The sequence below is a fragment of the Paraprevotella xylaniphila YIT 11841 genome (assembly GCF_000205165.1).
GTDB lineage: Bacteria > Bacteroidota > Bacteroidia > Bacteroidales > Bacteroidaceae > Paraprevotella > Paraprevotella xylaniphila.
Window position 1 is genome coordinate 53531 of record NZ_GL883870.1, and the last position, 21890, is coordinate 75420.

Annotated in this window: 18 protein-coding genes; 7 read left to right on the forward strand and 11 right to left on the reverse strand. The window is 41.7% G+C overall.

What is annotated here, in order from left to right; all coding sequences use genetic code 11:
- Nucleotides 1-80 precede the first annotated feature (80 nt).
- On the forward strand, nucleotides 81-614 hold the full coding sequence (locus tag HMPREF9442_RS11320; RefSeq protein ID WP_253271107.1) for a DUF4738 domain-containing protein: 534 nt from the start codon (nucleotides 81-83) through the stop codon (nucleotides 612-614).
- Between the two features lie 43 nt (nucleotides 615-657).
- A complete protein-coding gene (locus HMPREF9442_RS11325) occupies nucleotides 658-1866 on the forward strand; it encodes a hypothetical protein (protein ID WP_008628645.1) in 1209 nt (402 codons plus the stop codon).
- A 114-nt stretch (nucleotides 1867-1980) separates the two neighbouring features.
- On the opposite strand, the gene HMPREF9442_RS11330 is transcribed toward HMPREF9442_RS11325, so the two are convergent.
- From HMPREF9442_RS11330 to HMPREF9442_RS11340, 3 genes are read right to left on the reverse strand one after another with little or no spacing between them, the layout of a single operon-like run.
- Complete coding sequence (locus tag HMPREF9442_RS11330; protein ID WP_008628646.1) at nucleotides 1981-2469, reverse strand: S-ribosylhomocysteine lyase; 489 nt, start codon at nucleotides 2467-2469, stop codon at nucleotides 1981-1983.
- Between the two features lie 22 nt (nucleotides 2470-2491).
- Nucleotides 2492-3190: a 5'-methylthioadenosine/adenosylhomocysteine nucleosidase gene (locus HMPREF9442_RS11335; protein WP_008628647.1), complete on the reverse strand. Its 699-nt coding sequence runs from the start codon at nucleotides 3188-3190 to the stop codon at nucleotides 2492-2494.
- A gap of 45 nt (nucleotides 3191-3235) precedes the next feature.
- A complete protein-coding gene (locus HMPREF9442_RS11340) occupies nucleotides 3236-4339 on the reverse strand; it encodes a linear amide C-N hydrolase (protein ID WP_008628648.1) in 1104 nt (367 codons plus the stop codon).
- A 668-nt stretch (nucleotides 4340-5007) separates the two neighbouring features.
- Between HMPREF9442_RS11340 and HMPREF9442_RS11350 the strand changes: the two genes are divergently transcribed.
- The 5 genes from HMPREF9442_RS11350 to HMPREF9442_RS11370 are packed head-to-tail and all read left to right on the forward strand — an operon-like array spanning nucleotide 5008 to nucleotide 15017.
- Entirely contained in the window at nucleotides 5008-6549 is a 1542-nt protein-coding gene (locus HMPREF9442_RS11350; protein WP_040603016.1) for an RNA-binding domain-containing protein, read from the forward strand.
- A 16-nt stretch (nucleotides 6550-6565) separates the two neighbouring features.
- Entirely contained in the window at nucleotides 6566-7270 is a 705-nt protein-coding gene (locus HMPREF9442_RS11355; RefSeq protein ID WP_008628651.1) for a hypothetical protein, read from the forward strand.
- A 32-nt stretch (nucleotides 7271-7302) separates the two neighbouring features.
- Complete coding sequence (locus HMPREF9442_RS11360) at nucleotides 7303-10776, forward strand: helicase-related protein (RefSeq protein WP_008628652.1); 3474 nt, start codon at nucleotides 7303-7305, stop codon at nucleotides 10774-10776.
- Nucleotides 10777-10788: 12 nt separating this feature from the next.
- Nucleotides 10789-13950 (forward strand): Eco57I restriction-modification methylase domain-containing protein, encoded by a 3162-nt coding sequence (locus HMPREF9442_RS11365; protein ID WP_008628653.1) that lies wholly within the window; start codon nucleotides 10789-10791, stop codon nucleotides 13948-13950.
- A 38-nt stretch (nucleotides 13951-13988) separates the two neighbouring features.
- Entirely contained in the window at nucleotides 13989-15017 is a 1029-nt protein-coding gene (locus HMPREF9442_RS11370) for an Eco57I restriction-modification methylase domain-containing protein (protein WP_087944113.1), read from the forward strand.
- 58 nt (nucleotides 15018-15075) lie between these two features.
- On the opposite strand, the gene HMPREF9442_RS11375 is transcribed toward HMPREF9442_RS11370, so the two are convergent.
- The 8 genes from HMPREF9442_RS11375 to mads1 form a co-directional block, all read right to left on the reverse strand.
- Nucleotides 15076-16146: an Eco57I restriction-modification methylase domain-containing protein gene (locus HMPREF9442_RS11375; protein ID WP_005818831.1), complete on the reverse strand. Its 1071-nt coding sequence runs from the start codon at nucleotides 16144-16146 to the stop codon at nucleotides 15076-15078.
- Nucleotides 16130-16783 carry a master DNA invertase Mpi family serine-type recombinase gene (locus tag HMPREF9442_RS11380; protein WP_005818830.1) on the reverse strand — a complete coding sequence of 218 codons (654 nt, stop codon included), beginning with the start codon at nucleotides 16781-16783 and terminating at the stop codon, nucleotides 16130-16132. The genes HMPREF9442_RS11375 and HMPREF9442_RS11380 overlap by 17 nt, the downstream gene beginning before the upstream one ends.
- Before the next feature lie 107 nt (nucleotides 16784-16890).
- Complete coding sequence (locus HMPREF9442_RS11385; RefSeq protein WP_004313932.1) at nucleotides 16891-17538, reverse strand: hypothetical protein; 648 nt, start codon at nucleotides 17536-17538, stop codon at nucleotides 16891-16893.
- Nucleotides 17538-18437, reverse strand: coding sequence for a relaxase/mobilization nuclease domain-containing protein (locus HMPREF9442_RS11390; RefSeq protein WP_008628655.1), 900 nt, complete (start codon nucleotides 18435-18437; stop codon nucleotides 17538-17540). Before HMPREF9442_RS11390 ends, HMPREF9442_RS11385 begins: the two co-directional genes overlap by 1 nt.
- Nucleotides 18421-18789 (reverse strand): MobC family plasmid mobilization relaxosome protein, encoded by a 369-nt coding sequence (locus tag HMPREF9442_RS11395; protein ID WP_040603044.1) that lies wholly within the window; start codon nucleotides 18787-18789, stop codon nucleotides 18421-18423. The genes HMPREF9442_RS11390 and HMPREF9442_RS11395 overlap by 17 nt, the downstream gene beginning before the upstream one ends.
- A gap of 102 nt (nucleotides 18790-18891) precedes the next feature.
- The gene (locus tag HMPREF9442_RS11400; protein WP_040603018.1) at nucleotides 18892-20697 is read right to left on the reverse strand and encodes a DUF3987 domain-containing protein; all 1806 of its coding nucleotides are present in this window, start codon (nucleotides 20695-20697) and stop codon (nucleotides 18892-18894) included.
- The gene (locus HMPREF9442_RS11405) at nucleotides 20648-21247 is read right to left on the reverse strand and encodes a BT4734/BF3469 family protein (RefSeq protein WP_008628658.1); all 600 of its coding nucleotides are present in this window, start codon (nucleotides 21245-21247) and stop codon (nucleotides 20648-20650) included. The genes HMPREF9442_RS11400 and HMPREF9442_RS11405 overlap by 50 nt, the downstream gene beginning before the upstream one ends.
- On the reverse strand, nucleotides 21244-21597 hold the full coding sequence (mads1, locus tag HMPREF9442_RS11410; RefSeq protein WP_008628660.1) for a methylation-associated defense system helix-turn-helix domain-containing protein MAD1: 354 nt from the start codon (nucleotides 21595-21597) through the stop codon (nucleotides 21244-21246). The genes HMPREF9442_RS11405 and mads1 overlap by 4 nt, the downstream gene beginning before the upstream one ends.
- Between the last annotated feature and the right edge of the window lie 293 nt (nucleotides 21598-21890).

Here is a 21890-nt window from a genome sequence, read left to right on the forward strand (position 1 = left end):
TCCAACTCGCCTTTTTTTTGTTCCTTTGTGAAACGGTTGAGAAAAAGAAGAAAATGCAGACACATTTCAAATTCCTATGTATGGCATGCACCGTACTGCTGTGCTACAGTTGCGGTGGAAATAACCCGCAAACCGTCAGCGGATACAGTGAATATGAAAAACCGGACACGACAAATTCCGTGCAGGAAATGAAAGACTATCATTACAGTGCAGAAGTCAAAGTCGGACAAACGCGATATACGTACGACATCGTACGGGAGGTAAACGACACGCTTCCGTTAGTGACGGGGGACGGCGGCGAACGCTATGCCGACAACTATATCCGGTTGCGCGTGAACCGCGAAGGAAAAGAAATCTTCAATAAAGCCTTTACCAAAAACCACTTCAGAAACTATATGGAAAAAGGCTTCATATCCCATGCCATCTTGGAAGGAATGGCTTTCGACAAAGTGGACGGCAACAACCTGCGCTTCGCTGCCAGTGTCAGCTACCCGGCTTCGGACATCTACATCCCGTTGTCCATTACCATCTCGCCCGACGGCAATTACCAAATAACGAAAGATGAAGTCTTGGACACGGTGGTAGCCACAGACTCTACGGAAACGGGAGAATAAATCCGACACGAGGTTGACAACAGACAAAAAAGGAGGTGAAGACATGATAGTCATTAAAATAAGCCGTGGCGCAACCCAACGCATAATATGGATTCTGGCCCTCCTGGTTCTGGCCGGGGGACTTACGGTGGCTTTCTTCCACCTGCGTGACAAAATCTTCCCCTCCACCACGTTTGAACTGAATGACGAATTAGGGGGAAACATCTTCCCATCCCTGATTCTTTCCACAGCCACTACGGACACCCTCATCGTAGCCCCCACGGAAAAAGGCGCGTTGGGCAATCCCAAATCGGGAATCTCGATACAAATCACAAGTCCCGTAAAAGACGCCCGCCTCCATGTTGAGGTGGCAGAAACACCGTTTTTCAAACGTTCCGTATCGGAATTCATCCTTCCCGAGGAAGGAAAGGCTTACACGGTGTATCCCGACATTCTTTGGAACTACGACGCTTTACGCAACAACACACAGGCCGAACCCATCACCGTGTCGGTGGAAGTACAAATCAAAGACCGGGAGGCAAGCCAACGCGTACGCACGTTCTCCGTGCGCAGCATCAATGAATGCCTCATCGGCTACAATGACAAGAAGAACCGCTTCCACAATACAGGCGTCCTGTTTGCCGCATACGTGAACGAGGATAGTCCGTTGATAGACAAAATCCTGCGGGAAGCCTTGAACACACGTATCGTCAACCGTTTCATGGGCTATCAGAACAAGCGTAAAGACTACGTGGACAAGCAGGTTTATGCCCTATGGAACGTGCTGCAACGGCGCAAGTTCCGTTACAGTTCGATTTCATACAGCAGTCTTTCGAGCAACGTGGTCTATTCCCAACGCGTACGGACGTTGGAAGACGCCTTGGCTTCTTCGCAAATCAACTGCGTGGACGGCAGCGTATTGTTCGCCTCCCTGCTCCGCGCCATCAACATCGACCCGATATTGGTGCGTATTCCGGGGCACATGTATGTTGGGTATTACACCGACCGCAGTCATAACCAGGCTAATTTTCTGGAGACTACGATGATCGGAGATATAGACCTGGATGATTTTTTCCCCGAAGAAAAACTGGATTCCACTTCCGAAGGCAAGTCGCAGGAGGAAATGTCGCGGCTCACTTTCGAGAAATCCAAAGAGTATGCCCGTCGTAAATACTCGGCCGACAGCGCACGTATCCACACGCTCCCACGGCAATACATGTTTCTGGAAATCTCCAAGGCATTAAGACGGAAGATACAACCGTTGGGCAAATGAAACAGTTTCTAAAAAAGGAGATGGCCTCTCGCAAAGCCATCCCCTTCAAGTTCCTGAAAAAATATCTACCGTCCACTCCTACGAAACGAATTTTCGTCTCTGCCCGCGCACGGTTCAACCTTCCTGCGACGGATAATGCAAATTGGCGTCCGTCATCTGTTCCAGCACTTCATGGAGGTATTTGGCAGACTCCCATTTAGCCATCGGCAAGTCCTGCAACAAATAATTGCCGCAGTCGTGCGGGGTTGCCCCAGGAACTTCCCCTTCATATTCCGCAATGAAACGGAACGTTTCTTTCATCAGTTCCACAATATCCTCCGACTGCAAGTCCCCTTTCATCAGCAGGTAATTTCCCGTCAGGCACCCCATCGGCCCCCAATACACAATCTTATCGGACCATACCGGATGATTGCGCAGGAACGTGGCCGCCAGATGTTCTATCGTATGCAACGCACCTTGCCCCAAAGCCGGCTCACGGTTGGGTTCTTTCATGCGGACATCGAACGTGGTCACTGCCTCACCTCCCACTTCATCTTTACGAGAGACGTAAATGCCCCGCAACAAGTGAATGTGGTCAATCGTAAAACTTGGAATTTTCTTCATTGGATTTATATGTTTTTTCGGATTAAGACAAAGAAGAAGGCAAACCCTCCAAGAAGGTACGTACTACCCCGAAAGATCGGTCGGCCATCGTTTCCCAAAAATTCTCGTACTGCTGCCAGTGCGCATCGGCTCCCGGCGTGTCGCTGATAATCCGGAAACTGATGAAAGGCACGCGGTAGAGGTGGCAAACCTGAGCTATGGCAGCCGATTCCATGTCTACGGCCAATCCCTCCGGGAATTCGGCCTTTATGGCATCCAACTCGGCGCGTTCCGTAATGAACTTGTCACCGGTACAAATCAACCCGGCATGCACGGGTACGGAAGCATCTAAAGAAACAGCTACGGAAAGCAAACGCCCGTCACAAACAAACCTGGCCGGCATATCTTGTATTTGTCCGACCTCGTTCCCGTTACCACACCACACATCGTGATAAACGACTTCCGAGGCTGCCACGACTTCCATCACCCCGGCTTTTTCGTCGATGCCTCCGGCCACTCCCGTACTCACCACCACATCCGGCTGCATGTGGGCCATCAGTTCGGACGCACCAACGGCTGCGTTCACTTTCCCAATACCACACTCCATGATATATAAGGTGTTCCCGCCCAACCGTCCTACGGTATACTCAAAAAGTCCATGCTGTTCCGTACGCATTCCCTTGACCAACCGGGCCAACTGTTCGCGTTCGGAAGCCATCGCTGCAATAATTCCTATTTTCATTCGCCATCGTCTTTATTTCCTTGCAAAAGTACAACTTTTCCACCACTAATTCAATATAACTGGAACAATCGGTTGTTCTTTCACATCGTCTATCGCAACAGAACGGTACTTTACACGGGCAAAATCTATGGCCTTCAAGTCGATACTTCGGATCTCGCTGTTGTACATGGTGCGGTAATAAAACACCAAACCTGTCATATCCGTGGCTGAAGTCCACTGCGTGGCACTCGGAATATCCACCGGCACCTTGGCATCTGCAAATTCAATCCCTACAGGAATGTCGAAATTATTCAATATCTGGAAAGCCTGCAGCACCGTCTTCCGCGCCGTAGCCTGCATGGGAGAAGAAGTCTGATAGAAAGCCGCACGCACAAAACGGGACGGAGGCGTCACGTCGCCGGGAATCCCTAAAAAGCCGCTGCCCGCGCCAAAAGCTGCAAGTTTCACCTTGCCAAACGGTTTGGCCTCTGCCCCTCCGGCATACAGATTTACATAATTGTTCAGGTTCGTCATCTGCCATTCAAAACCTGGAGAGTTGGTAAGCACGCCTAATTCATTTTCATAAAAATGAGGAATGCCGCCCACAATCTCTAACACGACCTGTCGTCCCGAAGCGTCCGCAATACGCCAATGGACTGTAGAAGCACGTGGGTCGGATGACACTACATGTACTTTTCCAAGCGCCTCTTTTACCTCATCCACCGTCTTGAACCGAGACAACATCCAAGGTACAAGTTGCAAATCGGACAATGTACTCTCACGTTGCCCCTCACCGTACGCTTCATAACTACCGTAGTGAGGGAAGTAAAACAAACCGGCAGCCAGTCCGGCCTCATTCAGTCCATCGGCCACAAAATCCTCCAACTCCACGGCTATCCCTACATAACCGTATGCCGCCGTAAATTTCAATCCGTTTTTTTGTCCTCCAGGCACATATGATTGTTGCACATACCCCCGAGGAACAACCACATAACGGCTGTTCAGGTAGCTGCCGCCCCACTCTATGGTACGAGCCAAGACAGTGGCGCCGTCCTGCGACTTCAACGTAATTCCCGTACATGCCTCAGCAGTATGCGGAACACACAGCCCAACCGCCGTAACGGCAAGCCCGAAAACCATCCCCTTTATTATTTTATTCACATTCCTCATCTTTTCAATATTTTATATGGTTATATTTCGAAAGGTACGAAAAAAAACATACTTTTGCAAGCATAATCCAGTATTATATTTTCCAGCTTCACAAAGATGCAACGCTTGTATGCCTTCTTATTATTGTTCCTAAATGCAGTATTATGGGTTCTTGTCGCAATCATCAGCCCCCTATATTTGTTATTGCATGCCCTCTACCAAACATGCAAACGATGCTTCGTACACCCCGAATTCCCCCGGAAGAGACTCGAATCCCTCATTAAAACTTATCTTAGAAAAGGGTAAGTAAGACTTGAAATATCCGGCCTCTCTACTCAAATAAAAGTATACAAACAAAAGGACTCCCTCCATCAACTTTTGGAAGTTGATGGAGGGAGTCCGCATCTATTAACTAACACCTAATGTAATTACTTCACTTCCTCAAAATCAACAGTATCTCTGTATGAGCAACTTACGCACACGTGTTGCAATTATATCGCAAATCCGAAAATAAGCATCCATAAGCAACACACGCTCTTGCTCACAAAAGTACGATTTTTATTCATAAACAACGAGACATAAACGCATAAAAATCAAAAGAAAGCGATGTTTTTAACAGATTCTTCGGTTTTATCCTTACCTTTGTGTATGATATTGGGATATTATACCCGAACAACAATAAGGAAACTATGCAAATACATAACAATACATTGATAGTGGAATGCTCGGCTTACGATTTCAAGGAAATGCTGGAACGTAAGAAAGTAAAGTCATGGCTTAAATCCGTGTCGGCTTTTGCCAATACGGACGGTGGCAGTTTGTTTTATGGAGTGAATGATGACGGTGTAATTGTAGGGTTGGAGAATCCACAAGCCGATGCTGATTTTATCAGTGAAATGATGAAGGCACGACTTGACCCTGTGCCGGAAGTTCAGCTTATTCCGATAGAACACGAAGGGCATACCCTGCTTGAAGTGAAAGTAAAGGCAGGAACGCTTACACCTTATTACTATTATCAGGATGGGACACGTACCGCATATGTACGGGTTGGCAATGAAAGTGTAGAATGCAACTCCCAACAATTACTTTCGTTGGTATTAAAAGGCACGCACATGACATGGGATTCTCTTCCTACCCAAGTGGATGCCGGCAAACATTCTTTCATCATCCTTGCCAATACTTTCCGTGAGCAAACCCATCAAGAATGGAACGACAAGTATCTGGAATCATTCGGACTAGTAACTCCTGACGGCAAACTGACCAATGCAGGATTGCTGTTTGTGGATAATTGCACGGTATTTCAATCGCGTATTTTCTGCACCCGTTGGACTGGACTCTATAAGGATGATGCCATCAGTTCCGTAGAACATCGGGCTAACCTTGTGCTGCTCTTAAAATATGGTATGGATTTCATCAAAAACTATACCATGAGCGGCTGGGTGAAGATGCCAAACTATCGCCTTAACCTCCCCGACTATTCCGACCGTGCCATCTTTGAAGGACTGGTAAACCACCTTATCCATAGAGATTATACTATAATGGGCGGTGAAGTACATATCGACATTTATGATGACCGCGTAGAACTGGTATCACCTGGTGCTATGCTTGACGGTACACAAATTCAAGACCGTGACATATACAAAGTGCCGTCCATGCGTCGTAATCCTGTCATTGCAGATGTGTTCACACAGTTGGATTATATGGAGAAACGTGGTTCCGGTTTACGCAAAATGCGAGAGCTTACAGAGAAATTACCTAATTTCTTGCAAGGCAAAGAACCGCAATATCAAACGGAAGCGACCTCTTTCTACACCACGTTCTATAATTTGAACTGGAACGAAAGCGGAAGAATACCTGTAGAGGAAGTAGCCAACAGGGTAAATAGTACCCTCGAAAAGTACCCTGTAAACGAAGAAAGTTCGGTCGAAAAGTTCGGTGTAAACACAAAAGAGTTCGGTGTAAATGAAGAAAGTTCGGTCGAAAAGTTCGGTGTAAATGCGGATAAGTTCGGAGATACATCGGAAACACAGAAGAAAGTCAGTAAAACTGCACAAAAGATAATCGACCTCGTTATTTCAGATCCTTCAATCACAGCTGATAATATGGCCAACAAGATTGGTGTAACTAAACGCGCTATAGAGAAAAATATCAAGAGCCTTAGGGGTATGGGAATTTTGGTTCACGAAGGTTCAGACAAGGCTGGTTATTGGCGCATTATTGTTAAACCATAAACAGAACAACAAACCTATGGAGACCTCTTTCATACCACTCTTTGCAATCATAGCCGTTTTGATTATCGCCTTTTTGTTTGCCTCTTTGCCACAGGTAAACCATAAAACGCGATACCGAGTGCTTTATGCAATAGCCATTATCATGCTATTAACTGTTATCCCTATTAGTGAATATATGGCTGGTGGCATACAAAACTCAAGTAACAATTATCTGCTTGTCCTAATATTCGATATTGCAGTAGGATATTTCTGTATGTACATTGCTGCTTTGCTAAAATTCAACGTTCTTAAACGAAAGAACCAAGCATTAGAAAACGCCTTGACAGAAAAGCAACAAGAAAATGTAGCAATCCTATTGGAGCATCAAAACGAAAAACAACAAGCACTCCGGCAAAGAGAGCTTGAATGGTTAGCTGGGAAAATAAAGATGTTTACCGAAGAAGAACAGGAAGCTATTCTTGCCAGTGCTCTATCATTTGCTGAACATGACTTGATAGTTGCTCCCTCAATAAGCATACAACCTAAAGAAACATGTAGTCAGCAAGAACTAATGTACTTTGTCTGCTCTGCTTTTTACAATATGGATAAAAGTCGTAGTGAAGTTGTGGGTTTCTTATATAAAGTTTTTCCTCTCTATTTTCCAGCAGGAGAAAGTGCATTGGCTAAAAAGATGCCGGGATTGGAAAAAGTAAAAGAGAGGAGAGAGAAAGAATGTAATTAGCGCATATTTTCAAACCATAGAATAGAATTAAAATGAATAATACACTTATAGATAATTCCATAGAAGCACTTTCAATGACAACAACATTGAGAAAATGCTTAGCCATTGATGGTATTAAAACAGTTAGTATTGCCACAGGCTATTGGGATATTCCCGGTTTAGCTATACTACAAGAAAATTTGAGGTCTTTCATTGAAAAAGAAGGAACAACGCTTCGTTTACTTATAGGAAAAGACCCTTATATATACGTAAATCAATTAAAGTCACCTAAATATAAAGATGCAAATTATCCGCTGGACTTCATAAAAACTGATATCCACGAACTTAATGTTACTGAGGAATATAAAGATGCTATACGTCTGCTTCTTGATTATTGTACGGAAAACAATGATTCAAAGATTCAGATTCGTGTATTTCGAAAAAATGAAAATGACGAAACTCAATTTTTACATTCTAAGTGTTACATCTTTGACGGAAAGTCAAACGGCATTGGTATTGGTATCGTGGGTAGTACAAATTTTACACAAAAAGGATTACAAGGTAACGCTGAATTAAACTATATTGAAACAGCTCCAAATCAAGTGTTATCGCTTGATGAAATACCTGGTAATAAATCTCATTTGATATGGTTTAATGAAAAATGGGAAATATCTGAACCTTGGAACAAACAATTCTTAGAACAAATCCTTAAATCTGCACCTATAACAGATGACGTGGAAAAAGAACGCAAAAGTGAACAACAATCATTCACTCCATACGAACTATATATCAAATTGCTACAAATTAAGTTTGGTGACATTGTAGACAAATCACTCGGACAACAGATAGAAACTTATCTGCCAGCGAACATCCACAAACTGGAATATCAAATAGAAGCTGTCAAGAGGTGTATCGGCATTATGCACGAACATGGTGGCTTTATGTTGGCAGATGTGGTGGGACTTGGCAAGACGATTATTGGTACGCTCATCATCAAGCGTTTCTTGTCCGTACCAGAAGACGATGGACGAGAACGTAAAGTATTGGTCATTACTCCTCCTGCCATTCAATCGGGTTGGAAGAAGACTATAGCCATGTTCGACAAAAATTCTGACGAGAAGATTGCGCCATACATTGACTTCATTACAACTGGACGCATCGGAAATGTTGCCGAAGATGAGAGCTGCGAAGATGACGATGACGACAGCCGCGATTCTGGCGATTTTGGTGGAACACTCCAAGAAAAGAATTATGGCTTTATTGTCATTGACGAAAGCCATAAGTTCCGCAACAGTGCCACATTGATGTACCAGTCTCTTGATGAACTGATACAGAAGATTTGTTCTAATACAGGGGTATATCCATACGTGGGTCTTCTTTCTGCCACACCGCAGAACAACCGACCAAATGACTTGAAGAATCAGATTTACCTTTTTGAGAGAAACCACAATGACAGTACATTGAAGAAGGCTGAAAGTGGTAATATCGAAAGGTTCTTTGCAGATGTCAACCGAGAATATGAATCGCTGATAGATAGAAGCAACGACATACCAGCAGATGAGCGCCGCCAACGCTTGGATGCCGTGTCAAAGAGACTACGTGATTGCGTGTTAAGTGATATTCTAGAACGCCGAACAAGAACTGACGTTGAGAAATATTACAAGGATGATATGGAATCACAAGGCTTGATATTTCCCAAAATTGTTGGACCTAACAATCTTGAATACATCATGGATGACGAGTTGGCTCAACTGTTCTCTGATACTATGACAATCATTGCTCCAACGGAGGCAGAAAAGTTGCAGACTGACGAGTGGTTAAAATATTTCCGCTATCGTGCCATTGAATATTTTACTGACCCTGCCAACGAAAGAAAACATACTGGTCGAGGCAATCGTGGTGTCAACGACGTTGCCAAGCAGCTTGCAATCATCATGCAGATTCTTCTTGTGAAGCGTCTTGAAAGTTCGTTCACTGCTTTCACCCAATCCCTGTTGAACCTGCGACGTTACACAGAGAACATGATTAAGATGTGGGAGAACGACACAATTTTCGTTTGTCCGCAAATTGACGTGAACAAAGAACTTGACTATGAAACCAAAACATTGAAACGTGGTAGACGTGTTTCGTTTAATGATTGTGTAGAAGAAATCAGAGCCAAGATAACAAAATTGACGGAACAAGGGCGTAACGAGAAGGGACAGAATGCAGAATATAACCGCAAAGACTTCAAGGAGGAATACTATATCCAACTGAAAGAAGACTTCCGACTCATTTCTAATCTCTATGATCGATGGGCAAAAAACCCACAAGACCCGAAATTTGATGCATTCAAAGAGAATATCAAGCCAGAATTGTTTAATCCACAAAAGAATACCTCTGGAAAATTGGTTATCTTCTCGGAAGCTATAGACACAGTACAATCGCTTGCGAGAGCGGTAAAGGCAAAGGGTTATAAGGCACTTGTCATTACTGCTGCCAATCGTGATGAGATGGAACACACGATTGAGGAAAATTTCGATGCCAATTACGAAGGTGTTTGGAAGGATGACTACAATGTTATCATTACAACAGAGGTCTTGGCAGAAGGTGTGAACCTCCACCGTGCCAATGTTATTCTGAACTATGATACTCCTTGGAACTCCACTCGCCTGATGCAGCGCATAGGTCGTGTAAACCGTATCGGCAGTAAAGAGCCTTTTGTCTATGTTTATAACTTCATGCCAAGTGCAGAAGGCGATGCGCAGATTCAGTTGGTTCGCAAGGCACATACCAAGTTACAATCCTTCCATGTCCTGTTTGGTGAAGACAGTAAGATTTTCTCGGAAGAGGAAAGTGTGGTACATTACGATATTGCCAAAGCTGTTGACGGTGAGGAATCACCTTTGCAGAAGTATGTATATGAACTGAAACAATACAAGGATACTCACCCTGAACGTTATCTGCAAATAGAACAAGCTGATAAAGACTGGCAGATAGCACAGGCTGCAAGTGGAACGGCATATTTCATAGTAAAAGCACCACACTCTGCAAGGCTTGCAATTAGAATACGTACAGAAGCCGAGGGTCTGTATAACGCCAAAATAATTTCTTTGCTTGAACTGCTTGAAGATATGCGTGTGAAAGAAAATGCCAAACGTGTTCCATTACCAGATAACTGGCGACAGCTTTCGGCAGAAGCCATAAAGACTTATAACCAATACTTTGTCCGCATCAACAAGTCAAGGGCTGGTGACAAGGCTACGGCTGCAAAAGAAATGTTGGTGAAAATTAACAGCACACCTAGTTTATCACTACAATCCAAGATTTTGCTGAAAAATGCTCGTAAGTTTATTGACCGAGGAAGTTTTGATATTATCAAAAAAGTATTGGCTATTGGTCAAGAATTAGAAGAGCGGGGGTTACGTCTCTTTGCCATAGAGCAACAAGATATAGACGAGATTCTGGAGCGAGAAATCGGCAAACTCGTAGCCCATGTGGAAAGTAAACAAGGCGAAGCATCTATTGTATTAGGAACCATCAAGTAAACAAATACCCCCATGAATAAGGAGTCATTAAAAGAATATTTAAGCAGCCGATATCAAGGCTGGAGTTCGTTCCTCAACAATGTTATTTTTCCCATTTTCGGTGAAGATGACTTTGAGGATGGTTTTGAAACAGAGCTTTTGGAGAGTCAGCCCGAACGAAGACAACTGGCAGAAGCGACGGGAATACGCAGCATCAAGCAAGTTGGAATGATGTATGTTGGCGTTGAACCTTTACAGATTTTCGATGTGACAGTCAGCGACCGGGTTATGATGGAGCATAACCGTGTGAACATCCAGCGGCTCATCCGTGCTGTCATGGATCAATTCTCTTGTGCCTTCATGCTGTTCCATTACGAGGATGATACTCGTTGGGATTGGCGTTTCACCTATTGCCGAAAGAGTGGCAACAAAGAAGAATCCACCGACAGCAAACGCTATACGTTCCTGCTGGGGCCTGGTCAGTCATGCCGCACGGCAACTGACAACTTCATAGCTCTATACGACAAAAGGAATTCTCTTGAAATTAAAGACATCGAAAATGCATTCAACGTTGAAGCTCTTTCTAAAGAGTTCTTTGGGAAGTACAAGGCTCAATACGAAGCTTTTGTCAATTACATGGTTGACCCTACAAACGGAATGCGTCAACACTTCATTGATACAGGCTTTGACCATACGGGTATGGCTGCTGACAAAATTCGTGACCGTGAGGAAAAACCCATTCGTGACTATGTGAAGAAACTTCTTGGACGCATTGTGTTCCTGCACTTCCTCCAAAAGAAAGGCTGGCTTGGCGTTCCTGCAAGCAAGGAATGGGGCGAAGGCGATCGTGATTTCATGCTGAATATTTTCAAGAATGCAAATGAACGTCAAAAGGAAAACTTTCTTGATGACATATTAGAAGACTTGTTTACAGAAGGTTTAGACCGTAACCGTTCAGATCAGGGCGACCTTTACGACACAAAAGTAGAAGGCTTCCGCAACTGTCGTATTCCATATTTGAACGGCGGTCTGTTTGAACGTGACATTCTTGACAAGAAGCCCAGTCATTTTCCTGCCAGCTATTTTAATGGCCTGCTGACAATGCTCTCGCAGTACAACTTTACCATCGATGAAAATGACCCAAACGATGCAGAAGTGGGCGTTGATCCAGAAATGCTTGGACGCATCTTTGAAAACCTGCTGGAGGACAACAAGGATAAGGGTGCATTCTATACGCCGAAAGAGATTGTGCAGTACATGTGCCGAGAAAGCTTGATAGCATATCTGCAAACAGACATGAGGGAAGAAGACAAGGAGTGTATACGTCAGTTTGTGACAACTCACGATGCATCCCAGCTGGGCGAATTAAAGGAATACATTGATCAGAAACTGTACGATGTGAAGATATGCGACCCTGCAATTGGCTCTGGTGCTTTTCCAATGGGATTGCTGCGCGAACTGTTCTTCTGCCGTTCTGCTATTGAGCCAAACATTGTAGAGAATGCAGCTAACATTAAACGTCACATTATCCAAAACAACATTTATGGTGTTGACATTGAACGTGGAGCAGTGGATATAGCCCGACTTCGTTTCTGGCTCTCACTGATTGTTGACGAAAAGTCACCAGAGGCTCTGCCTAACCTTGATTTCAAGATTATGCAGGGGAATTCCCTTCTGGAGCAATATAAGGGTGTTGACCTTTCAACGATGACAGAAAAGAAAATAGGAGCTGGTGAAAGTCTAACTTTCTTTGATAGCATGTTAGATGTTTATCGCAAAAATCTACGCGACAAACTTACTGAATATTACGCTTGCCCTGAACATGACAAGAAAATGCAGCTGAGAAAGGACATTGCAGATATTGTAAAGCAGGAACTCGTTGAACAAGGTATTCATATTGATTTTGAAGATATGGACTTGTCTGCAAACAGTCAGTTCTTCCTCTGGCATACCTGGTTCCATGATGTTTTCTCACGACCCTCAAATGGGGGCGGATTCGACATAGCCATTGGTAACCCACCATACATCAGTGCGCCAACACAGATAGCATCACCAGAATTGAACGAACAGCGGCAGCGTATAGTGGCAAGCAAGAAGTATAAATCGCTTAATGAGAAGTGGGATTTGTATGTTCCTTTCATGGAACTTGGTATGCAGTTACTATGCCCCAATGGAGTATTTTCTATGATAGTCCCATATCCTTTGACAAATCAAAAGTATGGAAAGAAACTCCGTAAGATGATTGTAGAAGAGTATCGTTTGTTGGAAATAGCCGACCTAAATGGAACAAAGATTTTTGAGAATGCCACAGTGAGTAACTGTATTCCATTTATTCAGAACAGTCAACCAGAGGGTGAACTTCGCATCACACAAATCTTTGAGGACAAGACCATCCGTGAAGTGTTAAGCAAATCTCCAAAGGCATTAAAACTGGACAAGAAGAATTATGTTTGGAACTTGACAGAAGAGGAAAGAACAGGAAACCGTTTTGCTAATATGAATGTATTGGGTGACTTCTGCTATATAAGCGTAGGAATGGTTGTTAATGCCAATGAGAAGGATGCCCAAGGAGCATTCAAAAAAGAAGATTTGATAAGTGACACATACGATGCTATCCATTGTAGAAAGTATATTGAAGCAAAGGATATAGACAAATTTCAAGTCAAACGTGTACGCTATCTTGAATGGAACACGGAACGCTGCCCAGAGAAACTACGCCGTCCAACTTTTCGCGAGTTGTATGACCGTCCAAAACTTATCATGAATTGTTTAGGAACTATCAACGTGATAATAGATGCAGAAGAACACTTTCTGCATAATCACTCTATCTACTGTGCTATTCTTTGGAAAGATTTGAAAGATGTTAGCAATAAAAGCATATCTTCTAGTGTAAAGAAATTCAGTAAACATAGCCGTGAAGCTATGGAATCTCTGTCTGAGAAGGTCGACCTGTATTATTTGCTTGGCATCCTTAATTCTTCTATGGCAGACCAGCTGTTGACAGACCAACGAGGCGGTGACTATCACATATATCCAGAACATATTCGTAATCTTCCAATACCTGTTCCGCAAAGAGAAATACAAAACGCTATTGGCGAAATTGCAAAACAGATTCTTCTTATTCGAGAAACAAATACCGATTACTCTGAATTGGAAGAACAGCTCAATAATCTTGTGGAAGCATTGTATCAATGACATATTGTTGACCCTCAAAAGAGGGCTTCGATATTGTCATTGGCAATCCACCGTACGGAGCGAAATACGACAACCAAACAAAGAGGTATTATAAGAATACCTATGTGACGGCAAATAGCATCCGAGGATTACAGAAGGGGTCTCTTGATACATATACACTATTCATAGAATTGGGATACAATCTGCTTAGGAAGAATGGGAGTTTTGCCTATATCGTTCCAATATCCTTGACATCAAGTGATTCCCTAACAGGCGTACACCGTCTTTTGATGGGAAACTGTGATACCATATACATATCATCGTATGCAGTACGTCCTAAGCCTGTTTTTGAGAACGCTGTAGTAAACACTTCGATACTTCTTTTTAAGAAGACTGAAACGCCATGTCAGTATCTTTTCTCAACCAAGATGCACAGAAGAGGGAATGAGTTTGAATTACAAAGGCTCATTGATAATTTGCAATTTGTTGATGTGAAAGGGCAAACACTTTATGGTCGTATTCCAAAGATAGGTTCTGAAATAGAGAAAACCATCTTAAACAAACTCTTCAACTATACAAAGTTAGGATCTCTTATCAAGACTTCAGGGAGTCCAATCATATATAGGTTTGCAGGAGGGCGATATTTCAAAGTCGTAACAAATTATAGTACCGGTTCATCAGCAGAGAGAACTATCTATTTCGCTAATTCCAAAATCGCAGATGCTGTTGGCTGCGTACTCAGTAGCAGTTTGTCATTTTGGTTCTATCAGATTTTTTCTGATAATTTAAATTGGAAGACATACGAGATAGAGAATTTCACAGTTCCACAGCTCTCAGCTGAGGATATTGACTATCTTGACAAGTTGTATTCTCGTTATCTTTCTGACATAGAGGCAAAAGCTAATATCAGAATAACTTCTGGAGAGTCCACCTATAATGTTGATTCATTCAAGGAATACAAAATTGTACGCTCCAAAGCCATCATTGATGAGATAGATGACTACATCTGTCCGCTATACGGATTGACGCAGGAGGAAACCGATTTTATCAAAAATTACGAATTAGAATTTAGGTTGGCTGGAGAATGAATGATAATTGGAGGATAATCCCTCCAATTATCATAATCTTTCCTTTCAGAATTAATGCTTATTCAGCATTTCGATATTGATAGTCATAATTGATTAAAAATTTTATTTCAATCTCAGATAAACCATATTTTTCTCCAATAAATTTATCAATTGCATCAATATGCATTTTAGATTGTCTTGCAAAAAAACATTTCAGTCCCGTTTTAGTTGTCTGGCTCTTTGAATATAAATCATTAAGATAAGTATCATATAAAGTATTTATTTTATCAAGTTCTTCATCTGAAAATGATTCGAATGGGATAGGAAACATTTCTAATTCGGATGATCGTAGGTTATGCCAATCTGAGTGTATCAGCCAAAACCAATAGAAAAGGTTACTTGACAAGGCTGCTCCTACAAGACTTTGATATTTTTCTCTGACTTTCAATTCCCCTTCTGCAGAAGAATGAGTAGGAATCTTAGTTATTATTTTATAGTACCTACCACCTGCCTTCCGGTAATAAATAGGTAAACCTTCTCGTTTATACACATCTTTTATTGTTGTGACACAACGCTCTAATTTGCATAATATTCCTAATTCTATTTCATTGCCTATCTTTGGAATTCTCCCATTGCGAATATGATGAAGGGCATTTACAAACTTTAGGTCATCTAAGAGTAACCACAGAGATTCATCAGAATAGCGTTTGTTGATATGCGTAGTCATAATTCTTGTGGCCTTGTTGCTGGATTTTTTAAAACTAATAATGGATACTTGTTGTTCTGCACTTTCAAATATACGGCGTGGTCTGTCTCCATATGAACTGACATAGATTTCGTCACAGTGATTTATTAGTAGTCTATGAAGTCCTGACATTGCATCGGAAGCAGTAACACTTAGTGGAACAATAAAGATTGCATTTCCTTTAGTGTGTAATATTTGGTAACCTAAATCAATGAAAAGCGAAAAAGTATCTAAAGATCCTTTTTGTATATTAGGTATAGTTTGAGCAGATGTAAATATATGTTTGAAGCATGCTTTGTCTATAGATGAAATTTTAGCACCGTACGGTGGATTGCCAATGACAATATCGAAGCCCTCTTTTGAGGGTCGCTTCTGTAGTACATAGAAATCAATGATAGATACCATACTCTTCCCATCCTTCTTGTTGACAGTTTATAGGCAAATGAAGCCCCGTATAAACGAGATAACGATATAATGTAGTTTTTGATACTTTCAATCTTTTAGATATAACTGTTTTTTCTGTTCCTTTAGCCAATTCTTTTACAATATAATCGTGCTTGTTGGCACATTTGGGATTAAGTCTACAACGAAAGCCACGACAATGTCCGAGCATTGCCCCTTCTGCTTTTTTTCTCGCTAACGCCTCTTTTGTACGTTGACTGATAAGATTGCGTTCAATCTCAGCTGACAATCCGAAAGCAAAGGCAAGGACTTTACTTTGTATATCTTCCCCAAGTCTATAGTTATCTTTAATTGTCCATACCTTACATTCTTTTGTCATACAGATATTCAAGATTTCCATAATCATAAAAAGATTGCGTCCAAGACGTGAAAGCTCACTACAGATGATAATATCATCTTTGCGTACTTTACGCAGTAAACGTCCAAGCTGTCGTTTTGTGTAATTTTTCGTTCCACTAATAGTTTCTTCAATCCAATCGCCAATTGTCAACTCATTATTATTACAGAAATTACTTATCTCAAAACGTTGGTTTTCTACAGTTTGTTTGTCACTGCTTACTCTAATGTATCCGTAAATCATAACTCTTAAAATTATATTAATATACACCAATATAAAAAATTCCTTCACAATTGATTAAAATGTAAAGGGATAAATTGGAGCAAACAGTATATACGTAGAAGCATATACTAATTTTCCCCTTTTATTGCTATCTGCTTTTCTATCAAGTTCTGATTCTGTTCCTTCACTGCTCTATACATAGAATAATACGCAAAGCTCTCTTCCTTATACTTCATACTACTAACAGAAACAGCAACGGCCCATATCATAATAACGACAATGAAGACCATGACATATCGTAGCTTAATATGATAGCCATATATAAACAACCCACTGATATTAGGTGGAATAACGGTTACAGGGCTTTTCAATTCATTGATTTTTGCTAATATCTCATCCTGCCGTTTCAATATACATCGGGTATTAGTTTCGATAGTTATACGATTCTGATTGTAATCGCAAACGTGCCGATAAAGATATTCAAGAAGTTTGGACTTCTGCTTGAATAAATCAATGAGTTTCGGAAACCATAGCGAAAACGGCAATGTGTTAGGCTGCTGTTGCCAGATATGTTTCTTGATCACAGACAAGGCTTCATTCCAGCAAGTACAGAAACTTTTGGCAATTCCAGTATAAATGGTCTTTTCATCAAATTCCACTTTTACAGATTGTTCCGATTTAGAAACAGTGACATTCTGTTTTTCAATACACTCTTTCAGTTCACTGATACTTTGGCGCAAATTTGCAAGATTTGCAGCTATTACATCTTCTTTCATTATCTTCTACGTTTTGAAGGTTTATAAAAAGGTTCGCTTCTTTGGTTATCCTTGTCTTTATCATCCCGCCCGCCTTGTTCATTGTTGGTTCCTCCACCTCCACCGGGAGTTATGACTTGATGGGGTTGAATAATCAGTTCCGCAGCTACATCACCCAATATAGTGCAAAGGTTGTTGAAGCTCAAATCACGGTCAAGTTTAGAACCAGCAATGCTAAATTCATCCATACAAAAGGATATACCACGAATTTTATCAGAGTTATCAGAACGATTAAAACACATATCTATGCCTTGACCTTTGAGAATGCCAAGAAAATCATTCCATGAGTGAGATACAGCCAGCACATCAAGAGTTGCAGACCGTAGATTATACTTCCGCAATTGATGAGGATGCAAACGGCTTTTATTTCTGGCTTTGCTGTTTTTAGGGGCAAAGTACAGTCCATATTCTTTAGTCAAAGCCCGACATACTTTAGTATTACGTATTCTTTCATTACTGTCAGAGATAAGATTGCCGTCATTGTCTATCCGATTGAATACCAAATGACAATGAGGATATTTCGTGTCGTGATGCCGAGCTATGATATATTGAGTATTACGAATCCCCATCTGCTCCATCCATTTCTCGGCAATCTCCACCATCAGCGCATCTCCTTCTTCGTTATCAGGGAAACGGCTAATGTCTTGTGAAGAAAAAGCAAGTGATACGTGCTTCACCGGACTTTTTACTTTCGGGCGCATGGACGCTTGTATCTGAAAAGAATCGGCTATGGTTTTATTGCTGATGGCACAGACACCTTCATGTGCTAAAAGTGTCGCACTCTTTTTCTTGTTCTTTGGGTCGTTGGCGTAATTCACTATTCCTCCGAAATCTGCTCTTGTTTTAATCTTTGCTATCATGGCTATTGTTCTTTACTTGGTTGATAATTCTGCTGACTTCTGATATGATTGAAAAGCATTGTTGCTTTACTACTTCCAAACCATAAGTGTGCATCTGACGGGCTATCTGATTGACATTATTGGCGATGCCGGAAAGGTCACGGATTGCCGATGCCATTTCAGGACTGATGCGTTGACAGACTTGACAATCCATTGCCGCCTGATGGCAAAATTCATTGACAGACAATCTAGCCTGTTCCGCTTTGGATTGGATATAGATATAGTCGTTTTCGGTAAACATTACCCGAAAACATTTCGTACGTTTCTGATAACTCGCCAACTTTGGGCGGCCACCAAGTTTCTTTTCTTTCATACTCATATTGACTTTTGATATTGGTAATTTGACTTTTTGAGAGTGGAAGTTCTATCCGCTTGCCGCATAGGTTTTAGTGACACTAAAACACAAACTTGCCACTCAAAAAATCTTCCTATATTTCCCTTGTTCTATTCGGCTTAGTTTGCCATCTTTGATAAAGGCTTCTATCCATTTATTTGCCGTACTCCCATTCTCACCTAAAGCTAAAACTGTCGCATCATAATCCTTTTTAGTGAATGTTTCGGGCAACATATTATAAAGGGCATTCCTTCGTGCATAAACGCCAGTTTCTTGTGAAGCGGCTTGTAATCGCTTGGACTGGCTTCCTGACAAATTCCGATAAATGAATACGGCATGATAAAGTAAGGTTTCGCAAATACTCATGGCTATAGAATAGTCATACTCATGGCAAAGTAATTGTTCTGTCTTATCAAGTGAGGAAGAATTACGATATACATTTTCCAAATGCCGGACAGCAGTCAACACCATCATTGTACGATAAGCAATCAGTCCCATCCGTCTGACTACTCCTTGCATCTTGTTATCTACTTCGTCACAACATTCCTCATTCACCCGACTGAGATATTCTATAAAGTGTTCCTGTAAATCGGAAGGAAGAGAAAAGAAATAATTTCCCTGCCTTATAAATTCCTCATGCAGATGGCAGAATTTATCTCCCAATAGTTTGAACATGGCATTCTTGGATTGGGAAATATCATTTGTGGCAAACACATTTCTTATACCTCGCTTGAAGCGGATAATATAGAAGCAAAAGCGACTCATCAATCCGTTCTCTGCATCAGGTATCAATCTTCTTACCTGTTCGGGAGTTCCAGCCAAAGCGACTGACACTCTCGGATTAGCTACTTCACAATACTCTCTGTCCTTACGCCGACTCAAACTGACCGACTCATGATGAAATGCCTTTCGCAACACATCGGAATAATTGCCGTAGTCCGATTTCAATGTCTGGCTTAACGTGTCGCCCTCCGATTCAAACAACAGTCCGATTCCGTCATTATCTCCCAATATCTTCAAGAAAGAACTTGCGCTGCTATTGGCAGGAATAACAAGCATACGCATGGGTGGCTCGACTGGCATAGTCATTCCATCAATTTTCTTACCTTTAATATATGTGTTCATTGCTTCTTTATATTCCTGTTCCAATCGTTTGGAAAGTTCATGCAAATGGCAGTTGATGGGGGCTACCAATTCCCGGCATAAGGTCAATGCTCCTTTTCCCATACCGGCATCCGCTACCACGAACAGATAGAGGTTCGGATAAACAATACGCTCATCGTACACTCCACAAACATTATGAAAGCATACCGACAAACATACAATAGCCCCAATCAATATTGTATCACGGTCATCTACCGAAATGGAGTTATTGACAACCTCATTTAGAAAAGGAGGAAGGTGTTCAAACACACATTCAGGAAATGCAGGAAGTTCTTCCTCTGATTTTATCCATTTACCCGTTTTACCATTTTGGATATTTGGCAAAATGGATAAACGCTCTTTATTGAACGAAGCCAATAAGATTCCAGCTTGATTTGCCAAATGGAAGAAAGAACGGATAGTAATGCCTTGCCCTTTGGAGTGCAGACAATGCGTGTATTGTTTATCCGTTTCTTCCCTTTGATAGGTAGGGTAAAACCTGCTGATGCGGTGATAATACTCCCGTCCGTTCTCTCCTAATCCATCCACAAGTGCAAAGCCCAACTCTACCCAATCTTTATAATTAGGGGCTATATCAATGGCACGCCGTTCTATCTCCCGAACAACACTTTCCACATCTTCCTCCACCTTATTATATATAGGGGCAATACTTGGCGTATGTATTTGCTGTATTTCAGAAGGGACATTCTCCCAATCTTGGGCGGAAAATATTTTCTTCGACATCATCTTTGTATTTATGGTTAATATATGCTTGTGGGTCGTATGGCAGGAAGCAAGAACGAGCTACATCACTGCCAGATATATCCGCTGATGGCAAACCTGTTGCTTTGATACAATTAGCAACAGCCTTGAAATATCGGGAATGTTCCCAGCCTTTCAAGTCTACAGGTATTATCCACTTCAATCCATTACCGGATGGACTGACAAATAATAGTTCCGTATCAAAATATTCATGATTGAGTAATTGCTGTTTTAGCTCCACGATATTCTCCACATGGTCAAAATCCAGACACATCAATCCTGAGTGCATAATCAGTTCCTTTTCATTCCGTTTACGGAATAATCCCGAAAAAGTACAATAGTCGAAATGGGTGGCTTTGTATCTTTTGGATTCGGGAGAAGATAGCATCGAACGCAGAGACTCGGTTTGTGGTTGCGCATAATGCCCGATGACATAGCGATACACATCCACAATGCCTACAGCCCTTATCGGTTCGATGTTTTGAATGGGCTTACGAAAGAACGAAAAGCAATAATCTGTCGTTTCCATCATCTGATAATCTTTTTAGATTCGACAAATCGTCTGGCTTCTTCCATTAAGTCATCTTGGGTCTTGTGCGATTTGTTCTTCAACCAATCGTCAATCTCCGATTGCAGGAAAGCCAAAGCCTTATTTATTTTATGTACGGGAATCTGTTTGGTAGATACCCATCCATAAACTGTCTGTTTGGCTGGATGTGATGGCAGATAAGTACAAAGCTCATCTATATCCATCCACTTAGGTGAATTACTTGCCTGCTTATGTTGCAAGGCATTTACTTTGGATTGTAGTACTTCTACGGACTCAATCAGGTAGGACAACGCATTCGGCATTTCCTCCAATGAATTTACTTTATAAACCATTTTCTTCGTATTAAAGTTGATGCCGCAAAAGTATAGGGATGTTTATGAGTGCTAAATAGGTGCTTAACCACCACCAATCAACCGCTCATTTACCACTGACAGATTTAAGTTTCATTAATACGAGAATATATTGGAAAACATAATAAAAGGGGAATAAACTATTATTGGGACTAACACATTCCTCACCGAAAGTCTCAATGCTACAAAACACCCCTCAAAAAGCCGATGCTTCATGAGGGGCAAATGGTGGTAAGTATATGATTGGTATTACATAAGTCGTTGATGCTCAATGG